This window comes from Burkholderia sp. MBR-1 (genome assembly GCF_013822785.1).
GTDB classification, from domain to species: Bacteria; Pseudomonadota; Gammaproteobacteria; order Burkholderiales; family Burkholderiaceae; genus Burkholderia; species Burkholderia vietnamiensis.
Genome location: NZ_CP053610.1, coordinates 746,107 through 766,859 on the forward strand (window position 1 = coordinate 746,107; position 20,753 = coordinate 766,859).

19 protein-coding genes are annotated in these 20,753 nt (G+C 67.4%); 7 read left to right on the forward strand and 12 right to left on the reverse strand.

Annotation, left to right across the window (positions count from 1 at the left end):
- Positions 1–244: 244 nt before the first annotated feature.
- From MBR110_RS18120 to MBR110_RS18135, 4 genes are all read left to right on the forward strand, one after another.
- Positions 245–931 carry a type 1 glutamine amidotransferase domain-containing protein gene (locus MBR110_RS18120; protein ID WP_011882123.1) on the forward strand — a complete coding sequence of 229 codons (687 nt, stop codon included), beginning with the start codon at positions 245–247 and terminating at the stop codon, positions 929–931.
- Positions 932–1,079: 148 nt separating this feature from the next.
- On the forward strand, positions 1,080–2,189 hold the full coding sequence (locus MBR110_RS18125; protein ID WP_014724959.1) for an NADH:flavin oxidoreductase/NADH oxidase: 1,110 nt from the start codon (positions 1,080–1,082) through the stop codon (positions 2,187–2,189).
- Between the two features lie 139 nt (positions 2,190–2,328).
- A complete protein-coding gene (locus MBR110_RS18130) occupies positions 2,329–3,399 on the forward strand; it encodes an AI-2E family transporter (protein WP_014724958.1) in 1,071 nt (356 codons plus the stop codon).
- Positions 3,400–3,522: 123 nt separating this feature from the next.
- Positions 3,523–3,897 carry a hypothetical protein gene (locus MBR110_RS18135; RefSeq protein ID WP_181709462.1) on the forward strand — a complete coding sequence of 125 codons (375 nt, stop codon included), beginning with the start codon at positions 3,523–3,525 and terminating at the stop codon, positions 3,895–3,897.
- Between the two features lie 60 nt (positions 3,898–3,957).
- Here the strand turns inward: MBR110_RS18135 and MBR110_RS18140 are convergent, their stop codons facing one another.
- Positions 3,958–4,752 (reverse strand): SDR family NAD(P)-dependent oxidoreductase, encoded by a 795-nt coding sequence (locus tag MBR110_RS18140; RefSeq protein WP_059734471.1) that lies wholly within the window; start codon positions 4,750–4,752, stop codon positions 3,958–3,960.
- Positions 4,753–4,911: 159 nt separating this feature from the next.
- On the opposite strand from MBR110_RS18140, the gene MBR110_RS18145 reads away from it, so the two are divergent.
- Positions 4,912–5,760 (forward strand): AraC family transcriptional regulator, encoded by an 849-nt coding sequence (locus tag MBR110_RS18145; protein WP_034193505.1) that lies wholly within the window; start codon positions 4,912–4,914, stop codon positions 5,758–5,760.
- An 81-nt stretch (positions 5,761–5,841) separates the two neighbouring features.
- Here the strand turns inward: MBR110_RS18145 and MBR110_RS18150 are convergent, their stop codons facing one another.
- The 4 genes from MBR110_RS18150 to MBR110_RS18165 form a co-directional block, all read right to left on the reverse strand.
- Positions 5,842–6,438: a LysE family translocator gene (locus MBR110_RS18150; RefSeq protein ID WP_059463800.1), complete on the reverse strand. Its 597-nt coding sequence runs from the start codon at positions 6,436–6,438 to the stop codon at positions 5,842–5,844.
- Between the two features lie 92 nt (positions 6,439–6,530).
- Entirely contained in the window at positions 6,531–7,973 is a 1,443-nt protein-coding gene (locus tag MBR110_RS18155; RefSeq protein ID WP_011882130.1) for a heavy metal sensor histidine kinase, read from the reverse strand.
- Positions 7,970–8,665, reverse strand: a complete 696-nt coding sequence (locus MBR110_RS18160; protein ID WP_059454267.1) for a heavy metal response regulator transcription factor — start codon at positions 8,663–8,665, stop codon at positions 7,970–7,972. The genes MBR110_RS18155 and MBR110_RS18160 overlap by 4 nt, the downstream gene beginning before the upstream one ends.
- 308 nt (positions 8,666–8,973) lie before the next feature.
- A complete protein-coding gene (locus MBR110_RS18165) occupies positions 8,974–9,852 on the reverse strand; it encodes a Crp/Fnr family transcriptional regulator (RefSeq protein WP_264169110.1) in 879 nt (292 codons plus the stop codon).
- Between the two features lie 167 nt (positions 9,853–10,019).
- Between MBR110_RS18165 and MBR110_RS18175 the strand changes: the two genes are divergently transcribed.
- Positions 10,020–11,672, forward strand: a complete 1,653-nt coding sequence (locus MBR110_RS18175) for an acyl-CoA synthetase (RefSeq protein WP_011882133.1) — start codon at positions 10,020–10,022, stop codon at positions 11,670–11,672.
- Between the two features lie 36 nt (positions 11,673–11,708).
- On the opposite strand, the gene MBR110_RS18180 is transcribed toward MBR110_RS18175, so the two are convergent.
- From MBR110_RS18180 to MBR110_RS18205, 6 genes are all read right to left on the reverse strand, one after another.
- A complete protein-coding gene (locus tag MBR110_RS18180; protein ID WP_041494142.1) occupies positions 11,709–13,691 on the reverse strand; it encodes a methyl-accepting chemotaxis protein in 1,983 nt (660 codons plus the stop codon).
- Positions 13,692–13,836: 145 nt separating this feature from the next.
- Positions 13,837–14,268 carry a YqaA family protein gene (locus MBR110_RS18185; protein WP_011882135.1) on the reverse strand — a complete coding sequence of 144 codons (432 nt, stop codon included), beginning with the start codon at positions 14,266–14,268 and terminating at the stop codon, positions 13,837–13,839.
- 273 nt (positions 14,269–14,541) lie between these two features.
- On the reverse strand, positions 14,542–15,702 hold the full coding sequence (locus MBR110_RS18190) for an IS30 family transposase (protein WP_034193953.1): 1,161 nt from the start codon (positions 15,700–15,702) through the stop codon (positions 14,542–14,544).
- Positions 15,703–15,887: 185 nt separating this feature from the next.
- Positions 15,888–16,142: a hypothetical protein gene (locus MBR110_RS18195; protein ID WP_072465343.1), complete on the reverse strand. Its 255-nt coding sequence runs from the start codon at positions 16,140–16,142 to the stop codon at positions 15,888–15,890.
- 78 nt (positions 16,143–16,220) lie between these two features.
- Positions 16,221–16,571: a VOC family protein gene (locus tag MBR110_RS18200; RefSeq protein WP_011882136.1), complete on the reverse strand. Its 351-nt coding sequence runs from the start codon at positions 16,569–16,571 to the stop codon at positions 16,221–16,223.
- 267 nt (positions 16,572–16,838) lie between these two features.
- Entirely contained in the window at positions 16,839–17,486 is a 648-nt protein-coding gene (locus tag MBR110_RS18205; protein ID WP_034193510.1) for a LysE family translocator, read from the reverse strand.
- Between the two features lie 281 nt (positions 17,487–17,767).
- Between MBR110_RS18205 and MBR110_RS18210 the strand changes: the two genes are divergently transcribed.
- A complete protein-coding gene (locus MBR110_RS18210; RefSeq protein ID WP_011882138.1) occupies positions 17,768–18,250 on the forward strand; it encodes an Lrp/AsnC family transcriptional regulator in 483 nt (160 codons plus the stop codon).
- Between the two features lie 683 nt (positions 18,251–18,933).
- On the opposite strand, the gene MBR110_RS18215 is transcribed toward MBR110_RS18210, so the two are convergent.
- Positions 18,934–20,577, reverse strand: coding sequence for an IclR family transcriptional regulator (locus MBR110_RS18215; RefSeq protein WP_059463801.1), 1,644 nt, complete (start codon positions 20,575–20,577; stop codon positions 18,934–18,936).
- Positions 20,578–20,753: the final 176 nt, after the last annotated feature.

Consider the following 20,753-nt stretch of genomic DNA (forward strand, 5'->3'; position numbering starts at 1 on the left):
GCCTGTGCGCCGAAGTCCTGTCGATCTGGGCGGAACTTCCGTCTTTTTTATGCCTTTCAACTAGACGACTGGTCTAATAGCCAGGCAAACATATTCTGCGTGGACGGGCACGTTGCCGCGCGGCGACGGCCTAACCGGCAGGCGCCAAGTCGTCGCCGGCAGCGACAAGCGGCACGCGCCATGCGCGACATCGACCGCCGCCGCGACGCGGCCCGATCCACCCGATTCGAAGGAGTATCCGATCATGAAGATTCTGGTTGTCCTGACCTCGCACGACACGCTCGGCGACACCGGCAAGAAAACCGGCTTCTGGCTCGAGGAGCTGGCCGCGCCGTACTACGCGTTCAAGGATGCGGGCGTCGAGCTGACGCTCGCGTCGCCGAAGGGCGGCCAGCCGCCGCTCGACCCGAAGAGCAGCGATCCGTCCGCGCAGACGGACGCGACGCGCCGCTTCGACGCCGATCCGGCCGCCAAGGCCGAACTGGCGGCCACGCGCAAGCTGACCGACGTGTCGGTCGACGACTACGACGCGGTGTTCTACCCGGGCGGCCACGGCCCGCTGTGGGATCTCGCCGAGGATCTGCATTCGATCGGCCTGATCGAGCGCGCCCTGTCGGCCGGCAAACCGGTCGCGGCCGTCTGCCACGCGCCGGGCGTGTTGCGCCACGTGAAGGACCCGGCCACCGGCGAGTCGGTCGTGCGCGGCAAGCGCGTGACCGGCTTCACCAACAGCGAGGAAGCGGCCGTCGAGCTGACGGAAGTGGTGCCGTTCCTCGTCGAGGACATGCTGAAGACCAACGGCGCGCAGTTCGAGCGCAGCGCCGACTGGGCGCCGCACGTCGTCACCGACGGGCTGCTGATCACCGGGCAGAACCCCGCGTCGTCGGCGCCCGCGGCCGAGGCGCTGCTCGCGAAGCTCGGCCGCCAGTAAGCGCGTACCCGGCGCGGCGATTGTCGCGCCGGCTCAATTTGCGCCGGCGCGCTTGGTTCGCGCGCCGGTCGCCCCAAAACGTTCCGCCGTGCGCCTCGCACGGCGGCTCACCCCGTCGTTTTGCCTGACCAACACAAAGGAGTGGTGGATGTCTGCCCTGTTCGAACCGTTCAAACTCAAGGATGTCACGCTGCGCAACCGTATTGCGGTGCCGCCGATGTGCCAGTACGTCGCCGAGGAAGGCGTCGTGAACGACTGGCATCACGTTCATCTGGCCGGCATCGCGCGCGGCGGCGCCGGTCTCGTGATCGCGGAAGCGACGGCCGTGGCGCCGGAAGGCCGCATCACGCCCGGCTGCGCCGGGTTGTGGACCGATGCGCAGGCCGAAGCATTCGCGCCGTCGGTCGCGGCGATCAAGGCGGCCGGCGCGGTTCCCGGCATCCAGATCGCGCATGCGGGCCGCAAGGCGAGCGCGAACCGTCCGTGGGAAGGCGACGACCACATCGCGGAAGGCGACCCGCGCGGCTGGCAGACCATCGCGCCGTCGGCGATCCCGTTCGGCGCGCATTTGCCGAAGATGCCGCGCGCGATGACGCACGACGACATCGCGCGCGTGCAGGCCGATTTCGTCGCGTCGGCGCAGCGCGCCCGCGACCTCGGCTTCGAATGGCTCGAACTGCATTTCGCGCACGGCTATCTCGGCCAGAGCTTCTTCTCGGTTCACTCGAACCAGCGCGACGACGAGTACGGCGGTTCGGCCGAAAACCGCGGCCGCTTCCTCGTCGACACGCTGAAAGCCGTCCGCCGGGTATGGCCCGAGCATCTGCCGCTGACCGCGCGTCTCGGCGTGATCGAATACGACGGCCGCGATGAAGAGACGCTCGCCGAATCGATCGCGCTCGTGCAGCGGATGAAGCAGGAAGGGCTCGACATGCTGAGCGTGTCGGTCGGCTTCTCGACGCCGGATGCGCAGATTCCGTGGGGGCCGGCGTTCCTCGCGCCGATCGCGCAACGCGTGCGCCGCGAGACCGGCCTGCCGGTGTCGTCCGCGTGGGGCATCGACACGCCGCAGCTCGCGAATCGCGTCGTGGCCGAGCAGCAGCTCGACCTCGTGATGGTCGGCCGCGCCCATCTGGCCGATCCGCACTGGCCGTACTATGCGGCCAAGCAGCTCGGCGTCGAGCGTCCGTCGTGGACGCTGCCCGCGCCGTACGCGCATTGGCTCGAACGCTACCGCGTCGCCGACAAGGTGGCCTGAGCCAGAGCGCGAGCACGCGCCGTGCATTTGACAATGCTTGGCAAGGCGCGTGCCTCGCGTCGCGACATCGATGGATAGAATGGCGGTTCGTGCAGGCATGCGGCCTGCGCGAACCGCCATTCCTACTTTCCGAGGTGCCATGACCGCACAGGTCCCGCCGTCAAACGACATCGCCGCGCGGCCGCGCGCACAGCAGATCGCCCGCGTCGTGCTGTATGCGGCGCTGCTGGTGCTCGCGTTGTGGGTGATCCGCGATTTTCTTCCCGCCATCGCGTGGGCCTGCGTGATCGCGATCGCGCTGTGGCCGCTGTTGAAGCGCTTCGAATCGAACCGCTGGTTTCGCGACCGGCCGACGCTGATCGCGACCGTCGTCACCGCGGGCGTTTCGCTGCTGGTCGTGCTGCCGGTCGCGATCGCGCTCGGCCAGGCGATTGCGCAGGCGCACGACCTGCGCATCTGGCTGCACTCGATCCAGGACAACGGCATCGCGCTGCCCGACGTGGTGAGCCGCTTGCCCTACGGCTCCACGCAGATCGCCGACTGGTGGCAGGCCAATCTCGGTCACCCGCTGCACGCGGGCACGGCGATGCATGGCGCGAACGGCGAGAAGGTCATCGCGTTCGGGCGGCAATTCGGCACGAAGCTCGCACACGCGCTGTTCGAATTCGGCTTCATGCTGGTCACGCTGTTCGTCATCATGCGCGCCGGCCACCAGCTGTCGGGCGCGTTGCTGCTGGGCGCGCGGCGTGCGTTCGGACGCGGCGGCGCCGCGCTGATCGAGCGGATGGTCGCGGCCGTGTACGGCACCGTGACGGGGCTCGTCGTCGTCGGGCTCGGCGAAGGCGCGATTCTCGGCGTCGCGTACGCGCTGGCCGGGCTGCCGCATGCGGCGCTGCTCGGCTTCGTGACGGCCGTGGCGGCGATGCTGCCGTTCTGCGCGCCGATCGTGTTCTGCGGCTCCGCGCTGTGGTTGTTCGTGCAGGGCGCGACGGCATGGGCGATCGTCGTGCTGGCGCTCGGCATCGTCGTCGTGTTCGTCGCCGAGCATTTCGTGCGGCCGGTGCTGATCGGCAACTCGACGCGGCTGCCGTTCCTGCTGGTGCTGTTCGGCATCCTCGGCGGCGCCGAGACGTTCGGGCTGATCGGACTGTTCGTCGGCCCCGCGCTGATGACCGTGCTGACGATGCTGTGGTCCGAGTGGGTCGCATGACGACGGACGCGCCGGCCGGCGCGTCGGCCACCTGTCTGTAGATTTCTTTTCGATCCGGACCCAAAGGTCGAGTAGCATGGGGCTTTCGATCACGCCGGCATGGCGCAGCAGGTTTCCCCGAGCATGCGATTGATTCCGTTGTCCCGTCCCGCCGCGACGCTGTCCCTGGCCGCCAGTTGCCTGATGCTGCATGGCTGCGCGTGGTTCGACTCGTGGCTGCCGTTCTCGTATTCACGCACGCCGTTGCCGCGCGCCGCATCGCGGCACGGCACGACCCGCGCCGACGTCGTGCGCGCTGCCGGCAACCCGCGCAGCGTGTGGATGGTCCGCAACGGCAGCGGCGTCTGCTACAACTACTTCATCGAACACGGCAACGAACACCGGCCTTATTTCGTCGTGTTCGACAAGGCCGGCGCGGTCACGCGATCCGGCTTCGACACCTGCATGGATGCCGACCGCAAGGGCATGCTCCAGTCGCACAAGGCCGCCGCGCGCTAGTACGACGGCAAGGCAGACGGCAAGGCGCAAGGCCCGCCGTCGTGCAATGTCACACTGCCGTCACGCGATCGTGTCCACCACGCCGCCGTCGACGCGCAACGCGGCGCCCGTCGTCGCCGACGCCTGCGGCGAGCAAACGTACACGACCAGATTCGCGACTTCCTCGGTGGTCGCCGGCCGCTGAATGATCGAGCTGGCGCGCTGGCTGCGCACGAAATCGACCGCGACGTCGTCGATGCTGCGGCCGGTTTCGTCGGCGGTCTGCTTCAGCAACGCGCGCACGCCTTCCGACATCGTCGGGCCGGGCAGCACCGAATTGACCGTCACGTTGGTGCCGGCCGCGAGCTTCGCGAGCCCGCGCGCGATCGCCAGCTGCGCGGTTTTCGTGAAGCCGTAATGAATCATGTCGACCGGAATGTTCAAGCCCGATTCCGACGAAATGAACACGATGCGCCCCGTGTTGCGCGCGAGCATCCCCTTCAGGTAGTGCCGCGCGAGACGCACGCCCGACATCACGTTCATCTCGAAGTAGTGCGACCACTCGTCGTCGGCGATGTCGAAGAAGGCCTTCAGCCCGTAGATGCCGGCATTGTTGACGAGGATGTCGGCGTCCGGCGTGTGCTGCGTGACACGTGCGACGCCTTCGGCGTCGGACAGATCGGCGGCGACGCCGTCGAATTGCGCGCCGGGCACCGTGGCGCGCAACTGCGCGAGGGCGGCTTCGACCGACTCGTCGCTGCGCCCGTTGACGATCACGCGCGCGCCCGCACGTGCGAGCCCCTCGGCGATTGCCAGCCCGATGCCGGCGGTGGAAGCGGTGACGACCGCGGTCTTGCCTGTCAGATCGATGTGCATGAGCGTACCGGTGAAAGAAGGAAGGGAGCCGCCGCGTGCGCCGCGGCGGGTGGAACCCAAAGCTTAGGCGATTCGGCGGCAACGCGTCCGTTCGCTGTTGCGCCGCGCCGCGCAGTCTTGTACGGTGTGCGTTTGCCGTCCGAACCGGGAGCCTGTCGCGTGAGCCGTTCCGCCCGTCCTGCCGCCGTGCCGTCGCCGTTCTGGCGCGACACCGCATTGCCGTTCATCGAGGCGCGCAGCGTCGACGACGGCCGGTCGATCTGCTACGCGAAGCACACGCACGACACGTTTTCGCTCGGCGCGATCGTCGGCGGCACGAGCACCTATCTGAACGGCGCGCGCAAGGATCACGTGGGGCGCGGCGTGCTCGTGATCGTCGATCCCGAGCAGGTGCATGCGTGCAATCCCGACGGCGCCGATCCGTGGGCATACCGGATGGTCTACGTGGACGTGCCGTGGCTCGCGCGTCTGCAGCATTCGCTGGGACGCAGCCCGAACTGCGATTTCCACGGCTTCGCCGCGAAGGCGACGCAGCGGCGCGACCTGTTCGCGCAGTTCGGCGGCTTCTATCGCACGCTGGTCGCGGCCGAGGTCGATCCGCTCGGCAAGGAAAGCGCGGCGGTCGAGTTCTTCACCGCGCTGCATCGCGCGCTCGACCGCGCGTTGCCGGCCGGTCGCCGGCCGGGCGCCGACAACGCCAAGCTCGCGCGCGCGGCCGACTACATCGCCGCGCATTGCCGTCAGGCCGTCACGCTCGATGCGATCTGCGCGGCCGCCGGCCTGTCGCCGTCCTATCTGATCCGCGCGTTCAACGCCCGTTACGGGATGACGCCGCACGCATTCCTGATCGACCGGCGCGTGCAGTACGGCCGCGCGGAGCTGCGGCGCGGCCGGTCGATCGCCGACGTCGCGCTCGATGCGGGCTTCGCGGATCAGGCGCATTTCCAGCGCGCGTTCCGCCGCATCGCGGCCGCGACGCCGGGCCAGTATCGAAGCGCGGCGAGTTGAGGCGCGTGCTGCGGCGCTCGTCGTCGACGGGCGGCCGCGTCCGCCGCACCCGCCGCGACGGCATGCAACGAAGCGCCGCCGCTACACGTCGAGCAGATACAGCGCGCTGCCGGCGAGCAGCAGCGCCATCGCACGGTTGAACAGCCGCATCCGGCGCGCGTTCGCGAGCCGTTCCCGCAGCGCGGCGCCCGCATACGCCCAGCATGCGATCGACGCAAAGCAGATCACCAGATACAGCGCCGCGAACTGCCACACCTGTGCGCGGCCGCCGTCGGCCGCATAGGCGCCCATCGCCGCCACACAGGCGAGCCACGCCTTCGGGTTGAGCCACTGCATCGCGGCGCCTGCGGCCGCCGACGGGCCGGCCGCGTCCGCTGCCTGCGGGTCGGCCGGCAGCCGGCCGTCGTCGAGCGCGAGCCGCAACGCGAGGTAAAGCAGGAACGCGATGCCCGACCACTGGATCGCCGTGGTCAGCATCGGCCAGCGCGCGAGCGCGGCGTGCATGCCGAGGCCGATCAGCAGGAACAGCGCGACGAAACCGAGCGTCGCGCCGGCCGCATAGCGCAGGCTCGCGCCAAGACCGTGGCGTGCGCCCGCGCTGAGCGCGACGATGTTGACGGGACCGGGTGTGATCGACGATGCGAGCGCGAACGCGGCCATCGAAACCAGCATGCTCATCAGGTGTCTCCATGCGAATGTCAAAGTCGCATCGAGACTAAGGCCGCGGCGTGCGCCCGTATTGAAGAAAACTGCCCTCGGCGCGCGGACCGTCAGCGCAGCGCGCGCGATGCCTGCGCCAGCACGGGCGGCCCGTCGGCCTCGACACCGCGCGCGGGAGCGCGGCCGTCCGCATGTATCGCCACGGAGAAGCCGAACGTGTTGACGCCGCCTGAGCAGGTGACGAACACGCCGCCGCCGTGCATCTCCGCGACGGCCTTGACGATCGACAGCCCGAGCCCGTGGTTTTCCTTGCTGTTCGCGCGCGCTTCCTCGAGCCGGTAGAAACGCTCGAACACGTGCGCGCGCTGCTCGCGGTCGATCGGCTCGCCGGGGTTCGCGACCGACACGTCGACGAGCGTGTCGCGGCGCGCGATCGTGACGGTCAGCGTCGCACCGGGCGCCGAATGCTGGATCGCGTTGATCAGCAGGTTCGTCATCGCGCGGCGGAACAGCGACGGATCGACGGCCGCGCGCGCATCGCCGTGCAGCTGCACGCGCAATTGCGCCTCGTCGAGCGGAATTTCGAGGAAGTCGAGCATGCGCCGCACTTCGTCGGCGAGCGACACGTGCTTCAGGTCGGTCGCGCGTTCGCCGCGATCGCTGCGCGACAGGAACAGCATGTCGTTGATGATCACGCGCAGCCGTTCGAACTCTTCGAGGTTCGACTGCAGCGTCTGGCGCATCCGGTCGACCGAGCGGTCGCGGCTCGTCAGCGCCACCTGCGTCTGGCCGATCAGGATGCTGATCGGCGTGCGCAGCTCGTGCGCGACGTCCGCGTTGAACGCCTCGAGCCGCGCGTAGGTCTGCTGGATGCGTTCCAGCGCGCCGTTGAACGACGCGGCGAGCTCGCGCAGCTCGGTCGGCAGCGCGTCGGTGTGCAGCCGCTGGCGGCGGTTCGTCGCGCTCACGCTCGCCGCGTCCTGCGACAGCCGGTCGAGCGGCGCGAGCCCGAAGCGCGCGACCGCGCGGCCCAGCAGCAGCGTGACGGCGCTGGCGATCGCGATCAGCGCCGCGAGCGTCCACGCGAAGCGGCGCAGCATCCGCTGCGTGCGTTCGCACGACGACGCGACGATCAGCTTCAGGTCCGGGCGCTCGCCGCTGCCGGCGATCGGGATGGTCTTCGTCATCACGTCGTAGCTGCTGTGGTTCAGCGCGTACTGCTGGAACGCGCCGAGCGGCGGGCCGACGGGCACGCCGTCGACCGGGCGGCCGAAGCGGAAGTCGGCGTCGGGGCTGTCGATCTGGTAGCGCGTCGATCCGTCGGGCGGTTCGAGGTCGGCGAGCTTGTCCTGCATCAGGCGGCCGCGCATCGCCGTGGTCGCATGCGAGACGATCATCTGCGCGACCTTCGCGCGCGTGTCGATCGTCGCGCGCAGCTCGGCGAACAGCTGGCGTTCCATCACTGCGAACAGCCCGCAGCCGACCAGCGAGAACACGAGCAGCGACACGATGCCGAACATCGCCGCCAGCCGCAGCGTGATCGAGCGCTTCATGCGTGCCTCTCGCTGTCGCCGTCGTCGCGCGCCTCGAGCACGTAGCCCATGCCGCGGATCGTATGCAGCAGCTTGTCCGCGAACGGGCCGTCGAGCTTCGCGCGCAGCCGCTTGATCGCCGTCTCGACGACGTTCGCGTTGCTGTCGAAGTTCACGTCCCACACCAGCTCGGCGATGGTCGTCTTCGACAGCACGTCGCCGCTGCGCCGCGCGAGCACGCCGAGCAGCTGGAATTCCTGGGCGGTCAGGTCCAGGCGCGTGCCGTCGCGGGTCGCGCGGCGGCCGATCAGGTCGACGCGCAGATCGCCGATCGAGATCAGCGTCGATTCCTGCACGCGCGCGCGGCGCGTGAGCGCGCGCAGCCGTTCGATCAGCTCGAGGAACGAGAACGGCTTGGTCAGATAGTCGTCGGCGCCGCCGCGCAGCCCGCGCACGCGATCGTCGACGCGGTCGCGGGCGGTCAGCATGATCACGGGCGTCTGCTTCTGCGCGCGCAACGCGCGCAGCACGCCGAAGCCGTCGAGCTTCGGCAGCATCACGTCGAGCACGACCACGTCGTAGTCGAACTCGACGGCCTTCCACGCGCCGTCTTCGCCGTCGAGCGCGGTGTCGACGACCCAGCCTTCCTCGGTCAGGCCGCTCTTCAGGTATTCGACGACCTTCGGTTCGTCTTCGACGATCAGGACTTTCATGGACAGGTTCGCGTAACGGATTGAGGGCCGGCGTGCGCGCCGGGCTGCGGGAACGGCTGCACGGCCTTGACGGCGGCGCGATGCGTGCGATTTCGCGCGACTTCGTGTGCGCCCGGCGCCGCGATCCTGCATGGCTAGCCGCTGCAACGACCGTGCGGCGAGCCGCAAATCGACGCGCGGACTTCGAATGATAGGTGACGGCGCGCAACGCGTTACTGGCGCGAAACTGGCGGAATTGTCAGGATCGCGTGCGGCGGCGCGCACCGATTCGTCGGATTCATCGGGTTCCTCGCGCCGACCCCCGCCGCTCAGATCTGCTCCATGCCGACCCGCGCGAGCGCCGCCAGATCGACGACCTCGATCTGGTTGTAGGCGAGCCGCAGCACGCCGCGTTTTTCGAGCTGCTGCAACGCCTGGTTGATCCGCTGCCGCGACACGCCGACGAGCATCCCCAGTTCCTCCTGCGAAATCGCGAGCGACGGGCCGGTGTCCGGGTACAGCGCCGCGTTGAACAGCTGGGCGAGCGACTGCGCGACCCGCGCATCGACGTCGAGCAGCCTGCTGTTCTGGATCGACGCGATGAACTCGCCCATCCGGTTGTTCAGCTGATGAATGACGAAGCGCGTGAACGGCAGGCTGGTGTCGAGCAGCGCGTGGAACGTGTCGACCGGCACCATCAGCACGGTCGAGCGCTGGACCGCAACGACCTCGTACTTGCGCAGCTCGCGCTTGATCACGCTGCCTTCGCCGAACCAGCCGCCCGACGGCACGCCGGAGAACGTGCAGCCGCGCCCCGAGGCGTTGAAGATCGCCAGCTTCAGCAGGCCGCGATGCACGCCGATCCAGTACTCGGACGGCGCGAGCCGCTGCGCGATCACGTCGCCGGCCTCGTGCCGCTCGGCGTGCGACTGCGCGAGCACGAGCGCCTGGTGCTCGGGCGCCAGCGCGCGAAACCATGCGCACTGGCCGAACATCGTGGCGAGGTCGGGGAGTGGGGCGGGCTCGGCGGGGACGATGGAGGCGGCCGCCGCCACGGCCGAGTCGGGTGCGTCAAATGCGCCCGGTCCGGCCGGAGTAACGGTCGCAACGGTCGCGACGGCCGTGACGGTCAAGTCGGCCGACTGGTCGTCCGGCGGCTCGGCGTGGGGCGCGGCCGTCTCGGGCGGCGCAACGGGATGGTCGTGCATGGGTGCGGGTTTGCGAGGATAGGGATAACGCGAAACGCTCGAAAGGGACTCTGTCGTTTCGATGACAGACGGCTCACAATAGCGCCCGTTAGGCTATCGGCAATTGAACCACATCAAAGCAGGCCGCCGTGCATGCGCGCCGGCCGAAAGAAGACGGAGACAGGATCATGACCCAGATGTTCGAGGCCGGACTCGGCCGCCGCGAAGCCAACTACGTGCCGCTCACGCCGATCGATTTCCTGGTCCGCGCGGCGGAAGTCTACGGCGCGCGGCTCGCGATCGTGCATGGCGACGTGCGGCGCACGTGGGCCGAGACCTACACGCGAGCCAAGCAGCTCGCGAGCGCGCTGGCCCGGGCCGGCGTCGGGCGCGGCGAGACGGTCGCCGCGCTGCTGCCGAACATTCCCGCGATGGTCGAAGCGCACTTCGGCGTGCCGATGGCGGGCGCCGTGCTCAACACGATCAATACGCGGCTCGACATCGCGTCGATGCTGTTCATGCTGCGGCACGGCGAAGCGAAGGTGCTGATCGTCGACACCGAATATGCGGAGCTCGCGCATCGCGCGGCGCTGGAAGTGCCGGGGCTGAAGATCGTCAGCGTCGCCGACGCGATGCCCGCCGATCCCGCCCGTTTCGCCGGCGCGACCGACTATGAAGCGTTCGTCGCGAGCGGCGACCCGGACTACACCTGGACGCCGCCCGCCGACGAGTGGGAGGCCATCGCGCTGAACTACACGTCCGGCACGACCGGCGACCCGAAGGGCGTCGTCTATCACCATCGCGGTGCCTATCTGGCGGCGATCAGCAACATCCTCGAATGGGACATGCCGAAGCACGCCGTGTATCTGTGGACGCTGCCGATGTTCCACTGCAACGGCTGGTGCTTCCCGTGGGCGATCGCCGCGCGCGCGGGCGTCAACGTCTGCCTGCGCAGGTTCGACGCGAAGACCGTGTTCGACCTGATCCGCAACGAGCGCATCACCCATTACTGCGGCGCGCCGATCGTGCAGAGCGCGATCGCGAACGCGCCGGCCGAGCTGCGCGCCGGGATCGACCACAAGGTGCATGCGATGGTCGCGGGCGCCGCGCCGGCGCCGGCCGTGATCGCCAAGATGAAGGAAATCGGCTTCGACCTGCTGCACGTGTACGGGCTGACCGAGGTGTACGGCCCGGCGACCGTCTGCGCGAAGCAGGCGCACTGGGACGACTTGCCCGACGACGAGCGCGCGCGGCTCAATGCGCGCCAGGGCGTGCGCTACCACCTGGAAGCGGGCGCGACGGTGCTCGATCCGGACACGATGGAGCCGGTGCCGGCCGACGGCGAGACGCTCGGCGAGATCATGTTCCGCGGCAACATCTGCATGAAGGGCTACCTGAAGAACCCGCATGCGACGGACGAGGCGTTCCAGGGCGGCTGGTTCCATACGGGCGATCTCGGCGTGCTGACGCCCGACGGCTATATCCGGATCAAGGATCGCCGCAAGGACATCATCATTTCGGGCGGCGAGAACATCTCGAGCATCGAGGTCGAGGACGCGCTGTACCGGCATCCGGCCGTCGAAGTCGCGGCGGTGGTCGCGATGCCCGATCCGAAGTGGGGCGAGGTGCCGTGCGCGTTCGTCGAGCTGCGCAACGGGATGAGCGCCACCGAGGACGAAATCTTCGCGCATTGCCGCCAACTGCTCGCAGGCTTCAAGGTGCCGAAGGTCGTGCGCTTCGGCGAGCTGCCGAAGACCTCGACCGGCAAGATCCAGAAGTTCCAGCTGCGCAACGCAGTCGGATCGGACAAGGCGATCGACCTGGCCGGCGACAAGAAGTAACGAAGTAACGGTCCGGTCGCGCGGCGGCGTAGCACGTCACGCGCTGCGCGCCAGCCGGAACACGCTGACGGCTTCGGACAGTTGCGCGGCCTGGTCGCGCAACGCGACCGCCGCACGCTCGGCCGCCGAGATCAGCGTCGCATTCTGCTGCGTCGCGTCGCCGATCTGCGTGATCGCCAGATTCACCTGCTCGATGCCGGTCGACTGCTCGCGCGACGCGGTGCTGATTTCGCCGATCAGCGTGCTGACCTGCTCGACGCGCTGGACGATGTCGCGCATCGTGCCGCGCGCGGCGTCCGCGATCCGGTAACCCTGTTCGACCGTGGTCGCCGATTCGGCGCTCAACCCCTCGATCTCCTTCACTGCGGCGGCGCTGCGTTGCGCGAGCGCGCGCACTTCGGCCGCGACCACCGCGAAGCCCCGGCCGTGCTCGCCGGCCCGTGCGGCCTCGACCGCCGCGTTCAGCGCGAGGATGTTGGTCTGGAACGCGATGCCTTCGATCGTGGTCGTGATTTCGGCGATCCGGCGCGTCGTGCGGCCGATGTCGTCCATCGTCGCGACCACGCGCTGCACGGCCGCGTCGCCGTCGGTGGCCGCCGCCGACGCGTGCGCCACCAGCGCATCGGCCTGCGCTGCGTGCTCGGCGTTCTGCTGCACGGCGGTCGTGATCTGCTCCATGCTCGCGGCCGTTTGCTCGACGCTGCTCGCCTGCGTCGCGATCCGCGCAGCGATGTCGCTGCTGCCGGCCGCGATGCCGACCGTCCCGCTCGCGATGTCCGAAGCGCTGCCGCGCACCTGCGCGACGATCCGGGCGAGGCCGTCGCCGATACCGTCCACCGCCTGCACCAGCCGGCCGATTTCGTCGTTGCCGGCGACGCCGCGCGCGGTCGCGCCATCGCGGATCCGCACGCTGAGATCGCCGGCCGCATAGCGTTCCGACGCACGGGCCGCCGCATCGAGCGGCCGGCTCACGACGCGCCGCACGACCAGCACGAACAGCCCCGCGAACGCCGCCACCAGCACGGCCGCGATCATCAGGAAGCGATTGCGCAGCGTGCGCATGCCGGCCAGCAACTCGTCGTCGAGCGCGATGCCGCCGACCAGCCATTGCCATTGCGGGATCGTCGTGAACGACACGAATTTCGCGGTGGGCTGCGCGTCGTGCGCGGCCGGGTCGAGCGACGTGTACGCGAGCCGGCCCTGGCCGGCGGCGAGCATCTGCGCGTACGGCGCGCGCGTGTCGTCGGCGCGCTGCCCGGCCGCGTCGGGATGGACGACCAGCGTGCCGCGCGAGGCGCCCGGCGACGCATCGACGACGAAGTAGTAGCCGTTGTCGCCGATCTTCAACGCGCGGATGCCGTTCTCGACGACCTGCAGTTCCGCGCCGACGTCGAGGCCGACGAACAGTGCGCCGATCACGCGGCCGGTCGCGTCCGTGACCGGCTTGTATTGCGTGATGTACGGCCGGCCGAACAGCTTGGCGAGGCCCGTGTAGCTGCGTCCGGCGACGAGCGGGCCGTACGCCGGGCCGGCGCGGTCGAGGCGCGTGCCGACCGCGCGCGTGCCGTCCTGCTTCTTCAGCGACGTCGTGATTCGCACGAAGTCGTCGCCGTCGCGCGCGAAGATCGTCGCGATCGCGCCGCTTTTCTGCAGAAACTGGTCGGGGATCGCGTAGTCGAGATCGAGCGGCTGGCCGCCGGCCGACAGCACGGGCGCGGCGACGCCGCCGATGTCGACGGTGCGCGCCGGATCGAGCGAGAAATCGGCCGGCAGGAAGCTCGCGAACAGCGCCATCGCGCGGTTGGCTTCGGCCGACAGCGCCTTGTCGAACATCTCGACCATCGCGCGGATCGACTGCTCCTTGTCGGCGATGCGTGCATGCGCTTCATCGGCCAGCTGCTCGCTGGCGAAGTGGGCGAGCGCCCATGCGAACGCGGTGAACAGCAGTGCGACGAGTACACACGCCAGCGCGGCCAGACGCGCGCCGACGCTCGCCCGGCCCAAGTGGGTCAATCTCATGGGAATCCTGAGTGGGTGAGAGGAGCGGAACGCACGCGTCACCGCAGACTGTAAGGAGTACGGCAGCTTCGGCGGATTCTTTAGCGATGCGAAACCGGCCGGGTGCGCAGTGCGCGCGCGCGCCGGCATGCCGGGGCGGACGCCGTCAGCGCGTCACGAGCCATGCGATGACCAGATACCGCGCGACTTTCGCGATCGTGACGATCGCCGTGAAGGACCACAGCGGCTCGCGCAGCACGCCGGCGATCATCGTCAGCGGATCGCCGATCACCGGCGCCCAGCTGAGCAGCAGCGACCAGCGGCCATAGCGCGCGTACCAGCGCTCGGCGCGCGCGAGCGCGGCCGGTTTGATCGGGAACCAGCGGCGCTCGCGGAAGTGTTCGATGCCGCGGCCGAGCGCCCAGTTGATCACCGAGCCCGCGACGTTGCCGACGCTCGCGACGAGCACCAGCGCCCACGCGGGCTCGCGAGCGGCGAGCAGCAGGCCGGCGAGTACGGCTTCGGACTGGAGCGGCAACAGCGTCGCCGCGATCATCGACACGGCGAACAGGCCGCCGTAGGTGAGGAGTTCGGACATCGCGCGATTGTACTGGGCGCGTGGAGCGGGGGAGTGTTCTTGGCGGGCGATGGCGGTGGGCAGCGCGGTGCGACCCACGCGATACGGCCTATGCGACGCGATCTACGCGCGAAGGCTGATGTGGTGTGGCCGCGCGGATGCGACCTACGCGCTGCGATCGCGATGTATGCGACAGAGTTGCGTAAGTCGAGACCTGATCTCTCAGTCAGCGTCAGACAAGGCCTGAGATTGCTCTTTCCGTCACTTCATCGAGGGCCGTGATCGATTGCGGATTCAACCGGTCGATGCAACAGATTGATGGAACCGCTGGGCGGGTGTGTCAAAGTTTAGCGTCTTACGCGGACGCTCGTTGAGACGCCTCGCTACAGCGTCGAGTTGGGCTTGGGAATAGGCAGAGAGGTCGGTGCCTTTCGGGAAGTACTGCCTCAGCAGTCCGTTCATGTTTTCATTCGAGCCGCGTTGCCACGGATTCTGCGGATCGCAGAAATAGACCTGAATCTTGGTCGCCACGGTAAAGCGTTTGTGATCAGCCATTTCCGTGCCCCTGTCCCAGGTCAGCGATTTATATAGTTCTCGAGGTAACTTGCTGGCGTGTCGTATCAGCGCGTTGACCACAGCCTCGGAATCCTTACCGGCTACTTTTACCAGCATCACGTATCGACTCTGACGTTCGACAAGAGTCGCAATCTGGCTGGTCGCGTTGCCAAACAGCAAGTCACCTTCCCAGTGCCCGGGTATCGCGCGATCCTCCGCCGTCGCGGGGCGTTCACTGATCGATACAGCGTCGCGAATGTTCGTGCGGTCTTCGGTTTTCAATGTGTGATGGCGAGACCGGCGCATCGCTCGAGAGCGTCGCAAGTGTTCAAGCAATTCCTTTTTCAGGGCACCGCGGGCTTGAATATAGAGGCTCCGATAGATCGTCTCGTGTGACACCAGATGGTCCTTGTTGACGGCATACGCATGCTTGAGCCAACCAGAAATCTGCTCAGGGGACCACTGCAGCCTCAGCTTTGCAGCGACAACTCGCGCCAGCGTCTGGTTGCTCACTAATTTGCAAATCTTTGGGCGACGTGCCCGATCCCAGGCGAGCTCATCCGCACGGCTCGCTCGATAACCTTGGCTGCCTCCGTTGCGCTGCAGCTCGCGGCTGATCGTGGAAGGAGCACGTCCCAGCTTGACCGCAATAGACCGAATCGATAATCCGCTCACCAGGCAGCGAGAGATTTCCTCGCGTTCCGCGAGCGTCAATGTCTGCGGTGCGCGACGTCTTTGCGGAGGCTCGATGCCGCCGGCCTCTGACAGAATCCGCTGTATCGAAGAGTGGCCCCGATCGAACAGTTTGGCAATTTGATGAATCGTTTCACCTTTACGCCAGCGGTCCCACATGAGTGCTTTCTGACTCTCAGAATAGTAGATCCTCGGCCTCTGCTTCATTTGCAACACCTCCACTGCTTGCGCAGATTCTAGTGTGTTGCATCGACCGGTTGAATCTGCAATCCGATTCGGACAGTCGAAGCTTCCGACCGCCGACACTTCATGATGCAGTTTCTCTTAAGCGTGATTCAAAACTTTGACCGGTCCAAATGGGTCTTGTGTGTTACATAGCTTAAGATAGGAACCTATAATTCCAACGCGCGATGAACTGCTGCCATTAAAACATCCCTATCGATTGCTGAATTCACAGGGAATCGTTCAAATTCTTGGCCGACTCGAAGGTCGGCGTAAAGCCCCGTCGCATCTTCGTGGAAGTGCAGAAAAGATCGAGATTTTCTGTAAAAAACACCGGTTGAACGTTCACGTAAGTCCGGAAACTCACGCAAGTCGCGAAGGGTACTTTCAAGCTGCCCGAGCGCTGCTAGACCTGCGTGTTTCACGGGGTTCCATCCTTGTGGTTAGTCGGTCGACGTCCGTTGCAGGAAGCAAGCCGACCGGTTCCTGCGGAGGACAGCAAACTATTCGTGGCAACTGCACAGCTCGAATTCGTGGCCCTCGGAGTCGCTGAGAACAACGCCCTGCATGGTCTCAATGTTTAGCGCATCGAGAACGACTTTTGCTCCAAGAGCCTTCGCGCGTTCCACAAATGTGTGCAAGTCAGATATATCGAACTCGAACACCGGTACGCATCCGCTACCGGCGAACTCATCACCGAAATCGTTCAGTAATAACCCGAATCGGATTTCACCTAGCGAAAACTCGGCCCATCTCTCCGTCTTGCGGTTCGGCGGCTGCTCTAATAGATTTTCCCAGAATGTTGCGGCCCGCTCGAGGTTATTCACTTTCAAATAAGTGCTTCGGATTCGCATCGAAATGCTCCGGGAATGGGTCTAGCAAGGCGCAGAAAATTATAGCGGTTCAAAAATATGATGCTAATGATCGTCGACGGCCTACGTCCCGGTGCCGAATGTCCCAAAGTGCCGAACCGAGTCAGCCGATGCGGCGAGTCGACGCGATACTGCCCACGCGGTCTGCTCTATGCGACGGACCTACGCGGCCCGGCCACTCCCGCGCCGCAAATTCCGGGCTACCGCGCGTCACACGGGCGCAATCACCGGCGCGCCCGCCCGCGGCCCTCAGTTCCAACCGGCCATGATCGCGCCCATCCCGACCAGCAGCCCGCCCGTCACGCGGTTCATCGCGTGCATCCGCGCGGGTCGCTGCAATGCGCGGCTGAGCCGGTGCGACAGCAGCGCCATCGACGCCATGCCGCCGACGAACAGCAACGCGAAGGTCGTCGCCAGCAGCAGGAATTGCCCGTTCAAGCTCCAGTCCGCATTCGGGACGAGGAATTGCGGAAAGAACGACGGGAAGAACAACAGCGTCTTCGGGTTCAGCCCGGACGTCGCGACGCCGCGCCAGAACAGCGCACGTCCCGATTCGGCGTCGCGCGCGGCGTGGCCGGTCGCGGGCGTCGCGGCCGCCGCAGCGTCGGCCGGCGCGCGGCTCAGCCATTGCTTGCAGCCGAGCCATACGAGGTAGGCGGCGCCGGCCCAGCGCAGCACGGCGAGCGCGTGCGTATCGAGGTGGACCAGCGAGTTCAGACACAGCGCGGTCAGTGCGAGCTGCAGCAGCACGGCGAGCGTGCCGCCCCATACGCAGGGCAGCGCGCGGCGCCAGCCGGTGCGCAATGCCTGGTTCATCGTGAGGAGGTTGACGGGGCCGGGCGCATAGATGAGGACGGCCGATGCAGCGACGAACGACAGATAAAGCCGGAACGACATGACAGGGACCACGGAACAGGGGTTCGGGCGCCGGCCCGGACAACCGGATAGGCGTATGGGAGGCGGGTTTCGCATGCCTGCGTGACCGGCGCCGCAACTCGTGATTGCGGTCGGACATCCGTCGCGAGGGGGTTGTCGCAGCGGGCGCGCCGGTCGACAGGCATGGAGAAAATGTATCAAGCGCGGCGGTTAAAAGGCTTCCTGTTTTCCGGCGAAGGGCCGCTCAAATCGGAACCTCGTTCGGCTAGAATGAAAATTCTCAGTAGAAAATTCCTTTTGCCATGGCCACCCGCGAACGCACGCCGAAAACCCTCGACAACCAGGACCGCAAGATCCTCGCTGCACTGCAAAAGAACGCGCGTCTGTCGAACGCCGAACTGGCCGAACAGATCGGCATGTCGACCACCGCCTGCTGGAACCGCACGCGGCAGCTCGAACTCGACGGCTACATCGACGGCTACGTCGCGCTCGTCAACCAACGCATGCTCGGCTACGCGGACATCGTGATCCTCGAAGTCACGCTCGATCGCCACGAGGACGATGCGCTGGGCCGCTTCGGCGCGGAACTCGCGGCGCTGCCGGAGGTGCTCGAGGCGTATCTGGTGTCGGGCGAGTACGACTACTGGATCAAGGTCGCGGTGGACGGCACGGCCGGCTACGAGCGTTTCCTACGCGAAAAGCTGTACCGGATTTCGAGCATTCGCCACAGTCGCTCGATGTTCGCGCTGCGGTGCATGAAAGACGTGCCGTCGATTCAGGTGTGACGACGCGGGCGCGGCCGGCCCGGGCGCGGCTCGGGCGGACTACGGTCGAAGTGGGGAAGGCGGCTACCATCGCGCCGCCGAGGCCCGCTGCGCGTGGCATTCGAACCGGGCGCAGCGGCTGCGGATCCGGGGCACCGACGGCGATTGAAAGCGGATGAATCTTCCGCGACGCGGCGGCCGGCGCTGTCGGGTGCGCCTTCGGTGTTTCCGCGAGACGCCCGGACGTCGTTACGTCTATCGGCACTGAACCGACGGCTCGTAAGACCAAGCGGGCCGGTCGGCTCGACGCGCGCTTAGCGCGGCAGTCGTGCGTGTGCTTGCGCGATGATTTCGCAGTTTTCGAGGTGCAGTGCCCAGGCTTCCGCGATCAGATCACCAATACGTGCGAGCCAGCCAGCGGATTCGGCAGAGCGGTTCGAGACATTAGACGTTTGCATGACGAAACCCCATTTGGGTGGTGATTAGGGATAACCCTAATGATAGAGAAACATCGCCACCTTGTGAAATGCGATTTCGTTATATGAGAATTCCTGACGGTTATCGTTGCGACTGCACAACAACGGACCTGCACGCCTTCGCCGAGAGGTGACGGCCAGTAGCGTCGCGGCCGCGCCGTCACGGCATTGCGACGCGGGCAACACGCCGGCGAGCACCGCCGAGGGACGGCAAGCAACCGCAGGCAATCACCCGCCGATCCACCCGAATCGCCACGACAGCCGGCGCGCGGCCGCGAGCAGCGTATGAGCGAGTTCGCTGTCCGTCCCGCGCGGGAAACCGCGCGACGAGCCGATGATCGCGATCACCAGCCGAATGCTGCCCGTGTGATCGAACACCGGCGCGGCGATCGTCCCGATGCCGGGCACCGGCGCGTCGAACGCGAAATCGAGCTGGTCCGCGCGGATCGTCGCCAGCCGCGCACGGAACCCGTCGTCCACTTGCGTCGCGCCGCCTGCCAGGCGCACCGGCTCGTCGGCCAGCAGGCCGGCGAGCACGTCGTCGGACATGCCGGACGCGAACACGCGTCCGATCGCGGTATTCACCAGCGACATCACGGTGCCGACCTGCAGGCTCACGTGCTGCGGCCGCGCCGATTCCTCCAGGCGAATCACGGTCGGGCCGAGCGGCCCGAGCGTCGCCGCGGCCACGCTCATGTCGGTCGCGGCCGCGAGCGCGACGATCTCGGGCTCCGCATCGCGCGTCGGCGACACGCGCTGCATCGCGATCAGCCCCAGCGCCAGGCCGAGCGGACCGCCGTCGAAGCAGCCGGCGTCGTCGCGGCTCAGCAGGCCGATCTTCTGCAGGCTCACCAGATGCGGAAACGCCTTGGCCGCCGGCATGCCGGCCGCCGCCGCGAGGTCGCGCAACGGCAGCCCGCGGCCGGCCGATACGAGTGCGAGCAGCAACTCGCCCGTGCTGTCGAGTGCGTTGATGCCGCGCTGTGCTTTCGCATCGTCGCCGAGGGCGGGCGGGATGCGCGGCACGGCCGGCGTGCCCGGCCGCACGTCGGGCGCGGCGTCGAGCGACGCAGTGGCTTGCCGTGCCGCGTCGCGCAGGGCGGTCGCGATCGGGCCGTCCCAGCCGACATCGATCGAGCCGCTCGGGCCGATCACCGTCAATGCCAGCTGCAGCCGTCCGTGTGCGTCGAGCACCGGCACGCACATCGCGCTGACCCCAGGGCTGGGCCGATCGACGCTGCGCTCGATGCCGCGTGCGCGGATCGCGTCGAGTTCGGCGCGCGACGGGTGCGCGTCGGGCCGGGCATGTGCGTCGGCGTGTGTGTATTCATGCGCATCTGCACCGGCGGCGTGGCTCGCCGTCATCGCGTCGAGCTGCGCAGGATCGCCGAACGCGCGAAACACGCGGCCGGTGGCCGTCGCGTCGAGCGACATCACCGAGCCGACGTGCAGGTTCATGTGCAGCGGATAGCCGCCGTGCTCGATGCGCACGATCGTCGGCCCGAGCACGCCCGGCACCGACAGCGCGACGCTCAAGCCCACCGTTTCGGCGAGCCTGGCCGCATGCGGCAGCGCGGCCCGATAGGCCGGCTGGCGCTCGATCGACATCAGCCCGAGTCGCAGCGACAGCGGGCCGGGCTCGTAGTTGCCGGTCAGCGCGTCGCGCTTCACGAGCGCCAGCCGCGTCAGGCTGACCAGATAGGTGTGCGCCTGCGCGCTCGACAGGCCGGCTGCCGCCGCCAGCTCCGACAGCCCGAGCGGCTTGCGCCGGCGCGCGAGCGCGTCGAGCAGCCGGCCGCCGACCTCGACGCTCTGGATGCCGCGCTGCGCCTTCGGCGGCGCGTCGTCCGCGCTGACTTCATGGTTCTGCACGCGTTGATTCTTCCGATGACGAAACCCCGCATGGTATCCGACGCCCCTTGTCGCGCCCGTCCGCAGGTTTACCCGTATTAAACAATAGCAAGCGCGTTTGTCATTGACAAATTGTCGACGCAGGACGATCATCGGCTCACTCCCTTCAACACATGGCTCGCAGCCACGGAACGCAA